Raw genomic sequence first — 15,915 nt, 5'->3', positions numbered from 1 at the left:
CTTGTCATTCTTATAAAGACCAGATGATAAGGCGCACTCTGGCGGCCAGTGGCCGCCTTTTTTAGTCGTTATTTACCAGATCGTCGTAGACCGCACGCAAACGCATACGCAGATACAGCACCGCTTTATGCTTGCGCGACAGCAAGGTCTGAACACTGATCCCGGTTGATTGTGACAGCGCTTTATAGCTGATCCCCTGTAGCTCCGTCTGATCAAACACCTCAAACTGAGCGGGCGGAAGTTCGGATAATGCCTCTTCCAGCGCGTCCCAGAGCAGTGCTCTGAGGTAATCATCTTCTGGCGTTTGCGGAAGGCCAAACAAGGTTTCAGCCAGTTCGTTTTCTACCGCCTCCTCCTCGTCGTTTTCCCTGAAGACGGAAAGCGGCAGTTCCCGCTTCTTACGCGCCCGGTCCGTCATTTCATTCCGCGCCGCCCGAAACAGCCAGGCGGAGATATTCTCAACCGGCTGTTCCACACCCATCAGCTGACAGGTAATTTCCTGCAAAATATCCTCAGCCTCATCGCGTGCTGAGGTACGGGCGCGAATAAAAGAGTGGAGTTTTGTTCTGCAGAGCGTAAGCGCTTTTATCCATGATGAGGTTTGCGATGCGCTGGCCTTCATCATTTACTCAGTCCGGGCATCATGGCTGTCATTGGGAGACGGCGGCTGTTCGTTCCGGGCTTTATCCCGGCAATGGTGTCCCCGATGACCAAAACCGTCACGACGTTGCTTCATAAATGCGTCTCGTTGTTCTGGTGTCATCTGCATCCAGCGCTCATGCATACGGCGTCGGGCATGGCCAAACATCCCCGGCCTGATCCCCAATCCGCCAAACAGAATCCGGCACAGTAACAACAGTCCCGCAGCCTGCCAGAAACCGATCGTTTTGACCCCAATAATGGCGGGCAGTAAGGCGTTCCATAGTGACATGACCAGCAGACACAGCGCGACAATTAAAACGACACCGACGATCAATGGCTTCGCCAGTCGGTTTCTGCCCATACCACGGGCATGACGGAACGGATGGTTATCAATATCTCTCATATCAGGGTGACCTCATCAGTAATTAACAATCCTGTGTGATGAGGTAGACGAATGAGGCGGCATAATATTGCTGACGTTGTAAAAAAAAGCGGCAGAAAAGGGATGGTTGAGTTCATCACGATGTTAAAAAACAACGGTGCCGGTCAGCTATCGCCACCGGCACCGGGAGAAAAGCGTGGATCTGAAAAGCGTAAAACGCCCTGTTTTATGTGACGTTGTCACATCAGGATTTACTGGCCTGTCCGGGCGTGATTTTTTCAACCGCCTTTCCTTCCAGCACGGCCTTCACGACGGTAAAAACATCGGTGTTATCGATGTAATTGCCATCATTCAAACCGACATGTTTGGCATAGCCCGCATCGTTTCCACGTACACGTTGGGCAAAGGCTTCAGCCCCCACACCTTTCGCCCACAGCGGAACCAGTGCGTTGGAGTGATTACCGGTCGGACGGAAAGAAATACCGGGCATCGCGGCTTTACCTTTATTGATGACAGGCTGGAACGCTGTAGTCTGCGCATCGGGCCCCATCGGCATACCGTTATCGTGGTCCGTTGTCACGATCAGCAAGGTCTCATTCCAGTTGCTGTTTTTCTCGACCCATTCAATGACGGAGGCAACGGCGTTATTAAAATCGGCGCTTTCTTCAATCAGACGACCGTATTCAACGCCCACACAATTGGGGTTATAGGTATTGCCCCAGTCGCCTTTGCCGCTACAGGCGTTGCTGGTATGCGCAGACCAGTCGGTCGCCCCACCTTCTACCATCATGAAGAAGCCAGCCGGATTTTTACTCAGGTGCTGCATCGCGCCTCGGGTCATCATATTCAACGTTGGCACGGTGGTAATAAATGCATCGCCGGACGGGTTAGCGGCATCTTTACCGACAAACTCAGCCTGACGTCCCTGCTGCAGCGTACCGTTGGGTGCCACATTCGGCGATCCCAGCAGCGGGCCGTCATAGTTCAGAGAGCCATTAGCCAGTTGGGTGAACGCTTCTGTACTGCGCACCATTTTCCACGGCTGACCGCCTGCCGGTGCCAGCTTACCGGCACGCAGCTGATCCCACTCGGCGTTCGCCAGATAGCGGTTCGCATCAGCGCCACAGCCTGTCGTGGATTCATTGTGTGCCAGATGCTGGCAATCCGTTCCGTTCACATTAAAACCGGGTAGCCCGGTTCCCATGATGAGATCGAGCTGACCGGCGGTGAGCATTTGTCTGGCGATCGCGTGGTAGTCATTACGTGACGCGTTTTGCGCCCCAAAGGCGGCTGGCGTAGCGTGCGAGAACGGCACGCTGGTGACTACGCCCGTGGCTTTCCCCTGCGCTTTGGCGGTGAGGGTGATAAAGTCGACCGGCTTGCCGTTATTGTCGACGTTAATGGCGTTGTTATAGGTTTTTATCCCCGATGCCAGCGCGGTGCCAGCAGCAGCGCTGTCGGTAGGGTTAATGGCCAGATATTCATAGCCTTTAAAGGGCAGATCCCTGTTATCTCTTTTCGTGGTATCCCAGGCTTTCTGCGCATCGTAATTAACCAGGGATTCATCGCTGTGTGTCGCCTTTTTCGAAGCATTAAGCGGATAGGTTGTCATGGCATATTTTGCCGGAAATCCGGCATAAGGAGTTTTGTCGCGCCCGCCATACTGCCAGTATGCTGTTGCATCCCATGTTCCCCACCCTGCACCGTCGTTAATCATGACAATCACGTTTTTCGCTTTCATCTCGACGGCAGGTGCAGCTGCACTGGCTGTCATACTGCCTAGCACCAGCAGGCACAGGCTTAATTGACGTCGTGAAAATGTTGCAGAGGCATTGTATTGACGAGGTTGGCGTGACATAAAACTCTCCTTATAATTGCAGCAACCGCCTGAACGCAAAACAGGTTTCAAATGATTTCAAAAAATGTCTTTTTGTGACTTCGTGGCTGCGCAGTATTGCGGCACGGTATGACAGTTTTATGAAAACCTTCGGTTGATGAACGGATTGTTTCCTTAAGCCAAATTTCGTATTTTTCACATCTGTTATTTATCAATCAATTACAGGCATAAACCGGCTATTTTGCGATTTTCCTGGCAATGTAAAGCTCTGTAAGCCTGCTGCAATCCGCCTTTTGCGGCGCGCATTAATGCGCTCCCCGCTCAATTGTTTGTTTTGTGTTGATATTTTGTATCTGGATTTCACAACCTGTAAGCAGACACGAAAAACCTGCCATATTTCAGCTCAAGTGTGGCTGAAGCTTTCATAAGCATCTGATTAGCAAGAAAAGCCAAATTCGTTAACTCGAAAAGGTATTTTATAACTTTTGCCGACAGTCCTTAACATGCATGCGTTAATCGAACCCATGGCGAATTAATAAATCGATGGCGCTTAACAGGCGCGTGATGCTGTAAATTCAGATACTCAGGAGCACGAAAATGAAAGCACTTGTTCAGGATATTTTGTCTATCTTTTCTCCTCAGACAGTAAGCCCTGTTTTTATCCGCACTGGCTTATCCCAGGAAGAAAAAAATGCCATCAAGCCGATGGGCGTGACGACCGTGACCTGGGCAACGTCGATGGAAGAAATCACGGATGCACTGCTGCGCAAAGCGACTGAGGCCGGTGCGGTCGGCTATCACATTACCCACGTTGATTCCCATAAGCCGGGTAATGACCAGCAGCATATTCTGGAAGCGACCGCTACCCTGTATTCGCTTGATGAGAAGGCATTGCAGAGAGCCTGATTGTGACCGATCAATCTTCGCAACGCGTTATTCTACGCCCTGAACCCTGCTGTTATCATCGGCATTAACAGCAAGGGTTCATGCCCTCTTTTCCTGCTGACGCTGACAGATTTCTCTTCATACAGCCCATGACTTATCTTCATATTGCACCTGTTGGTGTGATTTTATATGTATGCTGTAACTAAAGGCGGTAACCGTCATCACCAATAAATTGTTACGCTGCTTTACGCACGCGTTTGCCAATCAGCCACTATAGTTTTCACCAGACTGTTAACCGAGCGCAGACAATGAGGTTTTTATGAGCAAACTCTTTTCCCCCTTCTCTCTGGGTGAGTTAACCCTGGATAACAGGATCGTTATTGCGCCCATGTGTCAGTATTCGGCCGAGGAAGGTCGTGCGACCGCCTGGCATCGTATCCACCTTGGCCATCTTGCCCTTTCGGGCGCAGGCTTGTTGATTATTGAAGCCACCGCCGTTGAAGATATTGGCCGAATCACTTACGGCGACTTAGGCTTGTGGAACGATGAAACCGAAACCGCGCTGGCTGACGTCCTGCACGATATTCGCCACTATTCCGACATGCCTATCGGGATTCAGTTAGGCCATGCCGGGCGTAAAGCCTCCTGTACCGTTCCCTGGGAAGGTGGCAAGCAGATTGCGCCTCAGGATGGCGGCTGGAAAACCCTTGCCCCCTCTGCCCTGTCGTTCAGTGATGGCGAGCATCTTCCGCTGGAAATGCAGGTCAGCGATCTTGAGCGCGTTAAAAATGCCTTTGTCGCGACGGCAAAACGCGCCGTTTGTCTGGGGATTGAATTAATTGAAGTTCACGCCGCCCATGGCTATCTGCTGCATCAGTTCCTTTCCCCGTTATCTAACGTGCGGAGCGATGAATACGGCGGCTCGCTGGAAAACCGGATGCGTTTTCCTTTAGAGGTGTTTAACGCGGTGCGCGAAGCCGTTCCGGCAGAGATTCCGGTTGGCGTACGGATTTCAGCCAGCGACTGGGTAGAGGGTGGATGGGATGTCAGCCAGTCCATCGCCTTATCAAAGCAGCTTGAATCCCTGAACTGCGCCTATATTCACGTCTCCAGCGGTGGGCTGTCTGAACAGCAGCAGATCAAGGTCGGACCAAACTATCAGGTTCCCTTTGCGCGCGATATCCGCCAGCAAATTGGTATTCCGGTGATTGCGGTGGGATTGATTACCGAGCCGCAGCAGGCCGAGGCGATTTTACAACAGGACGAAGCCGACCTGGTCGCACTGGCCCGTGGAATGCTTTATAACCCGCGCTGGCCATGGCACGCCGCGGCTGAATTTAGCGCCAACGTCAAAGCACCGCCACAGTATCTGCGCTCAGAACCCCACGGGGCAAAAGGCACGCTGAAACCAGACGAATAACCTGTACGGGCCGCAACCTGGTTGCGGCCTCAACGGTTGAGTTGATGATGACACTGCAGCAGCGCCAGATGAGGCCCTGACAGCGGCTGACGTTGCGGTGTAAAAAACTGCGCAACCGGTGCCATCGAACTTTGAGCCAGCACCACCTGCTCTGCGCCCTGCAGCCAGGCATCTTCTACCGCCGTACGCACACAGTGAAGATATCCCGCCTCATCACCCGCTTTAAATCGCTGCCAGGCATCCGGGATAAGCCGTACTTCAGGCGTCCGTCCGTTAGTGCAGAACAGTGCCCGTGTTGCGCCGAGCGTGGATTCAGCGGCACAAAGCACCACCGTTTTTTTCTCATTGCTGTGCACGGCTTTTGCCAACATGCCGTCGGTACGCCAGACAGCGCAGGGTTTTTTGAGCGGAAAAAACGCGGCAGAAACCGGCCCAAGCGTTGAACAGGTGATCAGAATGACATCAAAATGCGGTTGCAGATCCTGTAGCAGCATCACCAGCCGATCGTAAAGCCCTGCCGTCAGGCCACCGCTGGCTTCGGCTTCCGCCAGCAGGTGCGGCATGACCAGATGGCTGAGCTGCAGATGCGTCAGATTAAGCTGCCGGGCAGCATCGTCAAAGATGGCGATATTGCTGGCGGCGGTATGTAAGCAGGCAATATTGATCACGTGTTGGCTCTTTGGCTAGAAAACGTTCCCTATCATGCCATGCGTTTATCCGGGCACCAATACCAGGCTTTCGCACGCAGAGATGTCCACTTTGGCAGACGTGGGCATTGCCTGACGAATCCGCTAACCATCACGTCCGCTATCGCTGTTTAGTCGCTCATGCGGAAAGTGTGCGGCGCAGTACGGCGTTTAACGACGAATCACGCTGACCTCAGCCACCATGAAAAAGAATGCGTGCGGTAGAGGTAAAAGCAAAAGAATCGCGGGGAAATTGCGTTAACAAGATCGGGCATCAGAATGGCAGTTGCTGTAGCGCCTGTGAAAAATTCCGTGTCTTAACCGTTGCGCTGAGTTTTAAAAAAATCCGATGTCAGTCGTAAAACCCTGTTGGTTACAGACAAGAATTCGCTTTATCGACAACGTAAATGAAAATATGCCATGCATTAACGTTTGATTGATTGCCATAAAATTAGCGTCCATCGGCGATAGTGCGTTGCGCTTTGCTTCGCCTTAACTGAAACAAAGCGCCTGTAACGCGCGAAACTGAAAAGGCAGGCGTTAAGGTTGCCACGCGCCGTGCTGAAGCACGAGCCGATAACCATCGTTGTCCTGAAAGGTTGCGCCGTTTTTCTCCCAATAAGGATTAAACGCGGTGACCCTCACAAAGCCTGCGCGCGTCAGGTCTGAGCAGCGCTGTTGCCAGTGGGTTTCATCCGGCAGATAAAGCACCAGAAGATCCTCGGCTGTCGAAGCCGGTTGTACCGGATGGTGATGACATTGGGTAAATTCCAGATGCCAGGACAGGGTTTTATCGCCCAACATCACCCCGCTAAAACCCTCATGATCCGTGAATTCTCCCATGCGCGTGAGTCCCAGACCGGCACAATACAGGCTGCTGCTTGCGGCTACATCGCTCACGGGCCGCGCAATACGCATTTGCTGAATATTCATCACTTCTCCTTGTTGAGTAAACAGGCTATTAATACGTCATTCAGATAGCTTTACAGTGAGGTTTATAGTGCATCTTCAGACCGAGCGTTTGTTGCTCAGAGCTATGCGCCCTTCCGATGACAAGGATCTGTTCAGCATTTACGGCGACCCCGCGACCAATACGTTTAACCCCGCAGGCCCTTATCCAGACCTGGCCCACGCGCAAAAGGTGCTGGCCGACAGACTGGCGTCGTTTCAGCGTTACGGCTATGACAGCTGGGCGATAGCGACCCAGGAAGCGCCAGAGATCATCATCGGCTTTGGTGGATTAAGCGTGCGCACCTATGGCGAAAGGACCGTCAACAACCTTGGCTACCGCTTCGCCACCCACGCCTGGGGCAAAGGGTTCGCTACCGAGTTGTCACGCTTCGCCGTTGACTATGGTTTTGGCGAACTGGGGCTGGAGACGATTTCAGCCTCGGTAAGACGCCCTCATCAGGCCTCAATACGCGTGCTGGAAAAAACCGGTTTGCGGTTTATCGACGAGATCTATGATGTCGACAATGCACCACCCAGCCTGTTTTATTCGATTAATCAGAAAGCGTGGCAAGCACTGAGGGCGGCGGGCAACCCCCCCAGCGCCAGACAGTAATAGCAGTTGTTCAACTGCTGAGACGCAGATTCTTAAGGCTCGTGCAGTGAAGGTGCCGACATCACGACGGCTGATAAGCTGGTTGATAACAACCCGAACAGCGGTCTCTGGGGATCAATGCGGTTGCCGTGGTTGCTGCCAACAACGCAAGCTAGCCGCCAGATTCTCTGCACGCTTTCGGCCGCTTTTCGCCAATCGATCCCCGCACCACCATCCAGCTTTCAAACTCAGGTAACGCGCCAGCCGGTTGCTGTCGGATATGGCAGATCAGCCTGCGCGCAGCCTCTCTGCCCATCTCATACACTGGCTGCGCCACGACGGTAATCGCCGGCGTCATCAGTTCGGTCCAGGGAAAATCATCATACATCACGAACGAGATATCCTCGGGGACGCGTAGCCCGCGTTTTGCCAGTCCGCGCAGTATCCCCATGGCAATGAGATTATCCGAGGCGATCAATGCGCTGGGCGGATCGGAGAGTGCGAGTAGTTCAGTTAATATCTGCTCAATGCAGTCATTATTAATAGCATTCAGACGGACCAGGGCCGGATCGAGAACCTTTCCCGCTTCATGGTGCGCATCAATCATGCCTTTAACACGTTGCGCGACAGGCGTGGGCCCCAGCGCCACAGAGTGGGAATAAGGTGTGGCGATGCGCATACTGGAAAGATAAGCGATACGTTGGTGGCCGGCGTTCAGTAATAATTCCGTGGCATGCTTTGCCACGTTCAGAAAGTTTGCCTGAATCGTTTCCACCTCCAGCCCTTCGACAGAGCGGTCAAACGTCATCAGTGCCCGCCCTTCCACCAGCACCTGTTTCAGATGTTCATTATCCCGTGCCAGGGAGCTACAGGGCGCCACGATGATGCCATCGACGCGTTTATCCAGCATCACACGTACGGCTTCCCGTTCCTCTTCCACGGTTTCATCACTGTTACTCAGGAGCAAATGAAAACCCGCCTGGCGGGCAACATCGGCCATGCCGCGTAATGCCAGCCCAAAATGGGGGTTTTCGATATCGCCCACAATGACGCCAAGGGTATTTGAACGCCCGGTGTTCATGCTGCGTGCCAGTTCATTGGGCCGATAGCCCAGCGTTTCCGCCGCCTGAGCCACACGGGTTTGTACATCTTCACTGACCGATCCATATCCGCCTAACGCTCTTGCTGCCTGCGCTTTGGAAACGCCTGCCTGGCGTGCAACATCCGCGACCGTCGGCCCCCGTAATTGAGGTTTTTTTGTTGTCATAATTATTTCGAATCACAAGTTGATAACATCTGGATTGACGCTGCTTAAAGCGTGTGCTTAATATCATTATATCCACTTGAGACCGGTCTCACAACAAGCACCGGTTTCATTTTACGCCTCACTGAGACCGGTCTCAATATAATATCGCCGGCTAAGTGGACTCTGACGTTTCACCTGCAAAATCGGAAGAGCTTTATGACATCGCATAAACGTTTACCCTCTTTATCCGCAGCCCTGTTTGGCATTGCTGTAATGCTCTCAGCCAGCTTCAGTGCCCACGCGGCAAGTGATAACAATCCGTATGGCTTAATCGAACCGGGGCACCTGCGTGTCGCCAGTCTGGGTGATTCAAAGCCTTATACCTTTACAGACAAAAACGGCAATTTCACCGGTTTTGACGTCGAATTTTTCAGAAATGTAGCCCATCGCATCGGGATCGATAAGGTGGATTTCGTTGGGCAAGATTTCTCTGCCATCCTGCCCGCCGTCGCCAACGGGCAATATGACGCGGGCGTAGCCGCAATCGGCATTACCCCCGCCCGTGAAAAAACCGTGGATTTCTCGACAGGTTATCTGGCGGGTTATTTGACGGTGTTAACGCGCAGTGATTCTGGCGTGAAAAATGTCGAGACGCTGGCCCATAAGCGACTGGGCGTGATTCAGGGAACGCTGCAGGAAACCTATGCGTTGCAGCACTTTAAACAGACCGACCTGGTTCGGTTTCCTGACAACAACGCGGCGGTTTCCGCGCTGAATAACGGCACGCTTGATGCCACCTTCCTTGATTATGAAGCCGCCAAAGATTATGCCGCGCGCTTCAATCTGGTCATGGCCGCAAATATCCCTTCTTTTGATGCGCCTGCCGGGGTGGCGATAGCCAAAAACAAGCCAGCGTTCAAAGCGGCGCTGGATAAAGCCATTAAAGATGCGATGCAGGATGGCACCTGGGAAAAGCTCTATGAGAAGTGGTTCCCAGGCTCGCCGATGCCTGCACAGTACCTGCCCCAGCACCCTTAATCGCCGCGCACGTTGTGCGTGTGAATGTACCTGGTGATGGACCCTGTCTGTCACCCGCAAAAGAGAATCGGCTATGGATCTCATTACTATTCTTTCGCGTACCTTCTTCGATATCCCTGCGATGATGGACGTCCTGCCCCAGTTGCTGGCAACGGGGCTGGTTAACACCATGATTATCTCGGTGTCGGCCACGCTACTTGGCACCTTTTTCGGCCTGATCCTGGCGCTGATGGGGATCTCACCTTCGCGCTGGCTGCGCCTGCCTGCCCGGCTGTATACCGACTTGTTTCGCGGCCTGCCTTCCATCCTCACCATTTTGCTTATTGGTCAGGGGCTGGCGCGTTTCAGTTACCAGTTATTTGGCCCCACGCCTTATCCCCTCGGCATCTTTGCCCTAAGCCTGATTGCAAGTGCCTATATGGGTGAAATCTTTCGTGCGGGTATTCAGAGCATCGAACAGGGGCAGATGGAAGCCTGTCGGGCGCTGGGCATGAGTTATAGCCGGGCCATGCGGCTGGTGATCATCCCACAGGGCATCCGGCGTGTATTACCCGCCATCGTGAACCAGTTTATCGCCATCATCAAAGACTCTTCACTGGTGTATCTGCTGGGGCTGATGACTTATCAGCGCGAGCTGTTCCGGGTAGGCCAGGATGCTGCGGTACTGAGCGGCAACCTGTCTCCCCTGATGCTGGCCGGCCTGTTTTATCTGGTGATTACCGTGCCACTCACGCACGCCGTGAACCACATCGACATCCGTTACCGCACCGGACGCCGTCGTGCTGCGGCCCCTCAAAGCGGTTTAAAAGAAATCGATGAAGTGGAGGTAAAACGGGCGGTCGCGCCCACTGCCTCTCTGACCAGCGGACAAGGACATTAACATGGCAACCTCTTCTGCCTTTCATGGCGCAAGTCTTGAGCTGCGCAATCTGACCCTGGCATACGGCCCGATTGAAGTGCTGCGCAATGTGTCGTTAGCCATCGCCCCCGGCACCACAACCTGCATTATCGGCCCTTCCGGGTCAGGAAAATCGACGTTACTGCGGGGCATCAACCGCCTGCATGAACCCAAAAGCGGCGATGTTTTACTCGCCGGCCGCTCGGTATTAAAAGACAAACCCGATGCGCTGCGACTGCGCATCGGCATGGTGTTTCAACACTTCAATTTGTTCCCCGACCACAGCGCGCTGGAAAACGTGGCGCTGGCACCGTGGAAAGTCAAAGGCCAGCCGAAAGCGAAGGCGCTGAGCATTGCCAGGCAACGTCTGGCCGAAGTGGGATTAGCACAACGCACCGATCATCGACCGCGCGATCTTTCCGGGGGGCAGCAGCAACGCGTTGCCATCGCCCGGGCGCTGGCGATGGAACCGGAAGTGATGCTGTTTGACGAAGCCACCTCCGCACTCGACCCCGAACTGGTGAAAGGCGTGCTGACGCTGATGGCCGAGCTGTGCCAGCGTGGCATGACAATGGTGGTGGTGACACATGAGATGGGATTCGCCCGACGCGTTGCCGACCAGGTGGTATTTATGGACGAAGGCGAGATCGTCGAAGCCGGCACGCCCGAGCAACTGTTTGAACGTCCCCAGTCTGCCCGTTTACAGCGATTTTTATCGGAGGTGCTCTGATGTCACATTCTACCGTTTCAGGCCCTGTCCGCACGGCGCTGGTGGGTTTTGGTATTGCCGGAAACGTCTTTCATGCCCCGCTGCTAGCGCACAATGCCGATTACCGGCTTGACGTGATTGTCAGTCGCGATGAACAGCGCGTGGCATCCGCCCAGCAAGGTTACCCGCAGGCACGGATTGTGCCGGACTGGCCTTCGCTGATGCAGCTTATCGACAGCGGTGAAATCGCCCTGGATCTCATCGTGCTGGCCACACCACCCGCACAACATCGTGAACAGGCTTTGCAGGCCAGTATGCGCGGCATTCATCTGGTGGTGGACAAACCCTTCGCCCCTGACGTCGAGGCGGCAGAAGCGATGATTAGCGCTGCCCGTCAAGCCAATACCTTGCTGACGGTCTTTCACAATCGCCGTTGGGATGGGGATTTTCTGACGCTTAAGCGCCTGGTGCAGGAAGAGGCGTTTGGCACAGTAAGAAGTTTTGAATCCCGCTTTGAGTGGTGGCGACCTGAGGGGTTTGGCAACTGGCGTGACACGGTGTCCCTTGCACAAGGCGGCGGCCTGCTGCTGGATCTCGGCAGTCATCTGATTGATCAGGCCATACAGCTATTCGGTCCGGTAGAGGAAGCCAGCGCCGAGTTAGCCCGCTATTCGGGCCAACAGTCGGACACCGATGAGGATTGTTTTGTCTCCTTACTGCATAAAAACGGCGTGCGTTCGCGGCTGTGGATGAACGGTCAGGCTGCCCTGAACGCACCGCGCTTCCATCTGCTGGGCAGCAAGCGCGCCTTTACCCACTGGGGACTGGATAACCAGGAGCCACAGCTGGCTGCAGGCATGTCGCCCACGGACAACCAGTACGGCGTTACGCCGCCCGAAGGTTATCCCCGGATGGGGACCGCGGAGGAAAGCGATGTCGTTATCCTGCAGCGCGGTAACTATCCCGCATTTTATCAATTGCTTGCCAGTGCGCTTTTGCATGGCGGCCCACCGCCTGTCGAGACAGATGAGGCGCTTGCGGTACTGAAGCTTATCGATCAGCTTCATCAGCAAAACCGCGTGCGCACTGCCTGAACGGCGTAACTTTTTAACAAAGGAATCAATCATGACTGAACAAGCTGTAGTCAAAACCGTTGTTGTACTGGGCGGTGGCGTGCTGGGCGTATCGACCGCCTGGCAACTGGCCAAAGCCGGTGCCAGAGTGACGCTGGTAACCGAAGCGGAACTCTGCTCCGGGGCCTCGGGACGTTCACTTTCCTGGCTCAACTCGTCGGGCGAACGGTCGCAACCTTATCATGCGCTAAGAATGGCAGGGATTGCGCGTTACCATACCCTGTTTGCACGCCATCCCGATCTCGACTGGCTGCGTTTTGATGGCGCGCTGTTCTGGGAGGAGGACGATGATACGGGAACCCTGGCGCGCCATGATTACGAAAAAGCGCATGGCTACGAATCTCTCCTTGTCGATCACACCACAGTAAATCGTGTTGACCCTCAGGTGAACAGAACCGCCCTTACCCGTGTCGCGATTGCCAATCCGGGTGAAGGCTGGGTCAGTCTGCCCCATCTTATGGAACATCTGATTCATGAGTTCAAAGCCTCAGGCGGCGAAGTCGTTGAGCATGCGGGAAAAGCAAGCGTAATCACCACTGCGGGGCGTGCGACAGGCATTCGTAGCGAAAAGCGCGGTGAGTTTAGCGCAGATCGTGTGCTTGTCGCCTGTGGCCCCTGGACACCCGAGGTGGTTGCGCCGCTTGGTGTGCACATTGCAAACGCGTCGCCTGTCGCCATGCTGGTCACCAGCACTGCACAAAATCAGGGTTTGCAGGTTGTCATGAACACGCCGCGCGCGGCGATACGCCCCAATCCGGGCAATACGCTGGCGGTGGACCATGACTGGTACGAAGAGGATATCGTTGCGCATGCCGATGGTCAGTACAGCATTGATCAGGCGGTCATCAGCCAGTTAATGGCGGAAGCCGGTAAACTGATTGGTGAGGGTAAACCCCTGGACGCAAAGAGCTGGAAAATCGGGTTAAAGCCGGTTCCGGGTGACGGGGAACCGGTTGTCGGGGAGCTGAAAAAAGTGCCGGGGTGCTTTGTTGCGTTTACCCATTCGGGCGCAACGCTGGCACTGATTTTGGGCGAGCTTCTCACCGATGAAATACTCAATGGTGTGCAACATCCGATGCTCGCCACTTTCCGGCCAGAAAGGTTTAGCTAAGCCCTTTCCAGCGTCATGGCGGTGATGCGGTGATGGCCGTTATGGCGCTGGATGAACGCCCTGAAGCCTGTCACTGCCGTGCATGTCGTTACTGGCGCAGGCTTGATTTTGACTCGACTGCAGAAAGAGACAAATATCAGGTCTGCTAACCTCGGTTTCCGCAGTTTTAGCGGCTGTGTCTCACACCAGGGCTGTCACGGCGGTCCTGAAAAGCGCCACCGCCAACCCGCTTCGCGCGTTAAAGCACTGTCACGCCGCGCGGGTGATTCAGAGCAATCTGAATCCCCCCAACAGAAACGCGCGCTGCTGCGTCGCGCGCCGGTCTTACCCTTTCCCTCCTGCCCGTTAACCGCCAGCAGGGTTAAGCATCCTTTTTTCAGTCATCTACACTTTAGCCATTCATTCCCGGCAACCCGCAGCGGTTAGCCCATGCAAAGGACGACACTATGACTGAACAATCGACAACAAATCACGCCTGGCTTCTGGCTTCACGCCCACAGGGTGAACCAACGGAAGATAATTTCCGTTATGTTGCGCAGCCGACGCCGGAGATTAAAGACGGCGAGATCTTACTGCGGACGATTTATCTGTCACTGGACCCTTACATGCGTGGACGCATGGATGAGGGAAAATCGTACGCGCCACCGGCTGAGCTGGATCAACCGATGGTCGGCGGTACGGTCTGTCAGGTCGCTGCATCCAAAAACAGTGAGTTTAAAGAGGGCGACTGGGTACTTTGCCAAAGTGGCTGGCAGGAATATGCGGTTTCTGATGGCAAAGATGTTGCCCGTCTGGATAACAATCTGCCCCATCCTTCCTGGGCGCTGGGTATTCTGGGCATGCCCGGTTTTACCGCCTATATGGGATTAATGGACATCGGTCAGCCGAAAGAAGGTGAAACCCTCGTGGTCGCCGCTGCAACCGGTCCGGTGGGTGCCACTGTGGGTCAGTTAGGTAAAATGAAAGGCTGTCGCGTGGTGGGCGTGGCGGGCGGCGAGGAAAAATGCCGTCATGCTGTAGAAAATCTGGGGTTCGATGCCTGTATCAATCATCACAGCCCGGACTTTGAAGAACAGCTTAAAAACGCCTGTCCGGACGGCATCGATATCTATTTCGAAAACGTCGGTGGCAAAGTGTTCGACGCCGTCTTCCCGCTGTTAAATACCGCCGCGCGCGTGCCAGTCTGCGGTCTGGTTTCCGCCTACAGCCAGAAAGCACTCCCTGCCGGTCCGGACAGAACCTCGCTGATTATGGCGGGCATCCTGAAACGTCGCATTCGTATGCAGGGTTTCATTATTTTCCAGGATTACGGCCATCGTTATCCCGAATTCCTGAAAGCCATGACGCCGTTGGTTGAGAGCAAAAAAATTCAGTATCGCGAACACGTGATTGAGGGCCTTGAACAGGCCCCCAAAGCCTTTATCGATATGCTGAACGGCAAAAACTTCGGAAAAACCGTGGTTAAAGTCGCCTCGTAATCCAGCCGATCCTGTAAAAATGCAACGTCCCTGACGTTGCATTTTTTTATCTGATCGGGCGTGAGACGTGCTCTGCCGCAGCATCGTTGGCGGTTGCTACCGCGTGCGCAAGGTCATGGCCATCATTAAGCGCCTTGCACAAGACGCCCATAAAGCAGTCACCCGCGCCGTGCGTGCTGACCAGCGTAATCTGACGGGCAGGCAGGCTGTGCGTTTCGCCGGCTTCGCTGAAAGCCACGCCATGTTCCCCTGCCGTGACCACAACACGACTGAAACGTGATGCCAGCTGCTCTGCCGCCTGTCTGGCTGACAGCAGATCGGTCACCGCTACGCCGCTCATATCACGGGCTTCAACCGCATTCACCACCAGCAAATCGACGCAGCGTTCAAATTCGGCAGAGAGCTGGCGAGCCGGGGCGGCATTTATACATACCGGAATACGCTGCTGCCGCGCAGCCTGCGCCGCCGCCAGATTCACCGCTTCCGGCACTTCATTTTGCAGCACCAGCATCGACACATCCTGCCAGAAACCGGCCTGCATGAACGGCTCCGCCGCTATGTACTGATTGGCATTGGATACCACCACCGCGCCATAGTCGCCTTCCGCGTCGGTAATCGCCACGCTCATGCCAGACGGGACATCCTTAATCGTTGCGACCGAATCGGTGTTAACCCCGGCCTGACGCAGCGTATTCAGTAAAAACGCGCCCTGTTCATCGGCCCCTACGGCCCCGATAAAACGTACATCTGCGCCAGCGTTGGCTGCCGCTATCGCCTGGTTACCGCCTTTGCCACCAAACTTATAGTGGCAGGCGTTTCCCATTACCGTTTCGCCCTTTTCAGGCCGATGATGGGCATCCAGCATAATGTCGTAATGAAGACTGCCGGTGACTGCAATTTTACTCAT

Annotated in this window: 16 protein-coding genes; 9 read left to right on the top strand and 7 right to left on the bottom strand. The window is 54.5% G+C overall.

Translation table 11 applies throughout. The features are described 5' to 3' along the window. Positions 1–61: 61 nt before the first annotated feature. The 3 genes from A6A26_RS15605 to A6A26_RS15595 all read right to left on the bottom strand — a co-directional run bounded on the left by A6A26_RS15605 (position 62) and on the right by A6A26_RS15595 (position 2,882). Positions 62–622 carry an RNA polymerase sigma factor gene (locus tag A6A26_RS15605; protein WP_063881174.1) on the bottom strand — a complete coding sequence of 187 codons (561 nt, stop codon included), beginning with the start codon at positions 620–622 and terminating at the stop codon, positions 62–64. 3 nt (positions 623–625) lie between these two features. Then, on the bottom strand, positions 626–1,045 hold the full coding sequence (locus tag A6A26_RS15600; protein WP_063879577.1) for a hypothetical protein: 420 nt from the start codon (positions 1,043–1,045) through the stop codon (positions 626–628). A 223-nt stretch (positions 1,046–1,268) separates the two neighbouring features. Continuing rightward, on the bottom strand, positions 1,269–2,882 hold the full coding sequence (locus tag A6A26_RS15595; protein ID WP_063879576.1) for an alkaline phosphatase: 1,614 nt from the start codon (positions 2,880–2,882) through the stop codon (positions 1,269–1,271). A gap of 576 nt (positions 2,883–3,458) precedes the next feature. On the opposite strand from A6A26_RS15595, the gene A6A26_RS15590 reads away from it, so the two are divergent. Together A6A26_RS15590 and A6A26_RS15585 are read left to right on the top strand one after the other, a co-directional pair. Beyond that, the gene (locus A6A26_RS15590) at positions 3,459–3,767 is read left to right on the top strand and encodes a YdgH/BhsA/McbA family protein (RefSeq protein WP_063879575.1); all 309 of its coding nucleotides are present in this window, start codon (positions 3,459–3,461) and stop codon (positions 3,765–3,767) included. Positions 3,768–4,065: 298 nt separating this feature from the next. Beyond that, positions 4,066–5,166, top strand: coding sequence for an NADH:flavin oxidoreductase/NADH oxidase (locus A6A26_RS15585; RefSeq protein ID WP_063879574.1), 1,101 nt, complete (start codon positions 4,066–4,068; stop codon positions 5,164–5,166). A 29-nt stretch (positions 5,167–5,195) separates the two neighbouring features. Here the strand turns inward: A6A26_RS15585 and A6A26_RS15580 are convergent, their stop codons facing one another. Then, on the bottom strand, positions 5,196–5,831 hold the full coding sequence (locus A6A26_RS15580; RefSeq protein ID WP_063881173.1) for a hypothetical protein: 636 nt from the start codon (positions 5,829–5,831) through the stop codon (positions 5,196–5,198). A 561-nt stretch (positions 5,832–6,392) separates the two neighbouring features. Beyond that, positions 6,393–6,785, bottom strand: a complete 393-nt coding sequence (locus A6A26_RS15575; RefSeq protein WP_063879573.1) for a VOC family protein — start codon at positions 6,783–6,785, stop codon at positions 6,393–6,395. 67 nt (positions 6,786–6,852) lie between these two features. On the opposite strand from A6A26_RS15575, the gene A6A26_RS15570 reads away from it, so the two are divergent. After that, positions 6,853–7,416 (top strand): GNAT family N-acetyltransferase, encoded by a 564-nt coding sequence (locus tag A6A26_RS15570; RefSeq protein ID WP_063879572.1) that lies wholly within the window; start codon positions 6,853–6,855, stop codon positions 7,414–7,416. 151 nt (positions 7,417–7,567) lie between these two features. Here the strand turns inward: A6A26_RS15570 and A6A26_RS15565 are convergent, their stop codons facing one another. Continuing rightward, positions 7,568–8,662 carry a LacI family DNA-binding transcriptional regulator gene (locus tag A6A26_RS15565; protein ID WP_063879571.1) on the bottom strand — a complete coding sequence of 365 codons (1,095 nt, stop codon included), beginning with the start codon at positions 8,660–8,662 and terminating at the stop codon, positions 7,568–7,570. A gap of 195 nt (positions 8,663–8,857) precedes the next feature. On the opposite strand from A6A26_RS15565, the gene A6A26_RS15560 reads away from it, so the two are divergent. From A6A26_RS15560 to A6A26_RS15530, 6 genes are all read left to right on the top strand, one after another. Beyond that, a complete protein-coding gene (locus A6A26_RS15560; RefSeq protein WP_063879570.1) occupies positions 8,858–9,679 on the top strand; it encodes an ABC transporter substrate-binding protein in 822 nt (273 codons plus the stop codon). 73 nt (positions 9,680–9,752) lie between these two features. Then, complete coding sequence (locus tag A6A26_RS15555) at positions 9,753–10,559, top strand: amino acid ABC transporter permease (RefSeq protein ID WP_063879569.1); 807 nt, start codon at positions 9,753–9,755, stop codon at positions 10,557–10,559. A gap of 1 nt (position 10,560) precedes the next feature. After that, complete coding sequence (locus A6A26_RS15550) at positions 10,561–11,307, top strand: amino acid ABC transporter ATP-binding protein (protein WP_063879568.1); 747 nt, start codon at positions 10,561–10,563, stop codon at positions 11,305–11,307. Continuing rightward, positions 11,307–12,380: a Gfo/Idh/MocA family protein gene (locus A6A26_RS15545; RefSeq protein WP_063879567.1), complete on the top strand. Its 1,074-nt coding sequence runs from the start codon at positions 11,307–11,309 to the stop codon at positions 12,378–12,380. Before A6A26_RS15550 ends, A6A26_RS15545 begins: the two co-directional genes overlap by 1 nt. Before the next feature lie 31 nt (positions 12,381–12,411). Further along, positions 12,412–13,530 (top strand): NAD(P)/FAD-dependent oxidoreductase, encoded by a 1,119-nt coding sequence (locus A6A26_RS15540; protein WP_063879566.1) that lies wholly within the window; start codon positions 12,412–12,414, stop codon positions 13,528–13,530. A 446-nt stretch (positions 13,531–13,976) separates the two neighbouring features. Next, complete coding sequence (locus A6A26_RS15530) at positions 13,977–15,008, top strand: NADP-dependent oxidoreductase (RefSeq protein ID WP_063879564.1); 1,032 nt, start codon at positions 13,977–13,979, stop codon at positions 15,006–15,008. A gap of 46 nt (positions 15,009–15,054) precedes the next feature. Here the strand turns inward: A6A26_RS15530 and A6A26_RS15525 are convergent, their stop codons facing one another. After that, complete coding sequence (locus A6A26_RS15525; protein ID WP_063879563.1) at positions 15,055–15,915, bottom strand: PfkB family carbohydrate kinase; 861 nt, start codon at positions 15,913–15,915, stop codon at positions 15,055–15,057.

The organism is Pantoea sp. OXWO6B1, from assembly GCF_001641135.1.
GTDB classification, from domain to species: domain Bacteria; phylum Pseudomonadota; class Gammaproteobacteria; order Enterobacterales; family Enterobacteriaceae; genus Pantoea; species Pantoea allii.
This window is presented reverse-complemented; position numbering and strand designations above follow the sequence as displayed.